At 65.5% G+C, this 846-nt stretch carries 1 protein-coding gene; it reads left to right on the top strand.

The genetic code is table 11. The annotated features are described in order from the left end of the window. Positions 1-846: condensation domain-containing protein (locus tag CAG46_RS27475; protein ID WP_256575157.1), on the top strand; the 846-nt coding region annotated here is incomplete at both ends.

Raw genomic sequence — 846 nt, 5'->3', positions numbered from 1 at the left:
CTGCCGCAGCCGGATGCCAGCCAGTTGCAGGGCGAGTACATCGCGCCGCAGAGTGCTTTGGAGCAGCAGATCGCGGCGATCTGGGCCGATGTGCTGAAGGTGAAGAGGGTCGGCCTCGGCGACCACTTCTTCCTGCAGGGCGGGCATTCCCTGCTGGCAGTTTCGGTGATTGCCCGCATTCGTCAGCACCTGGGGCTGGACGTGCAGTTGCTTACCCTGTTCGAGGCTCCGGTGTTGAGGGACTTTGCCAAACGTGCCGAGCACGGTGAACGGGCACAGGCTGCTGTCATCGAATGCGTGAGCAGGGCGCAGCCGCTAGCGCTTTCCTACGCCCAGCAACGGCAGTGGTTCTTGTGGCAATGGGCACCGCACAGTGCCACCTACAACATTCCGGCCGCACTGAAGCTGGCCGGGGCGCTGGATATCGCCGCCCTGCAACAGGCCTTCGGCGCCTTGATCGAGCGTCACGAAACGTTGCGCACCACGTTCCGCCTGGATGGCGAGCAGGCAGTGCAGGTCATTCATGATCAAGTGCCGTTCGAGCTGGCCATCGAGGAGCAGGCGCATGCCGACGAGGCCGCTGTGCGGGCCTGGGTCGAAGCCGAAGCAGGGCAACCGTTCGACCTGGAGCAGGGGCCGCTGCTGCGGGCCCGGCTGCTGCGCCTGGCGGCGGACCAGCACGTGCTGGTGCTGACCCTGCACCATATCGTCGCCGACGGCTGGTCGATGCCGGTGATGGTCGACGAACTGGTGCAACTGTATGCCGGCTACAGCCAGGGCCAGGTGCCGCAGTTGCCGCCCTTGCCGATCCAGTACGCGGACTTTGCCGTGTGGCAGCGCAACTGG

The sequence above is a fragment of the Pseudomonas sp. B23(2017) genome (assembly GCF_002113725.1).
Taxonomy (GTDB): Bacteria; Pseudomonadota; Gammaproteobacteria; order Pseudomonadales; family Pseudomonadaceae; genus Aquipseudomonas; species Aquipseudomonas putida_Z.
The sequence above is the reverse complement of the archived record's forward strand: the minus strand, read 5'-3'. Positions and strand labels throughout refer to the sequence as shown.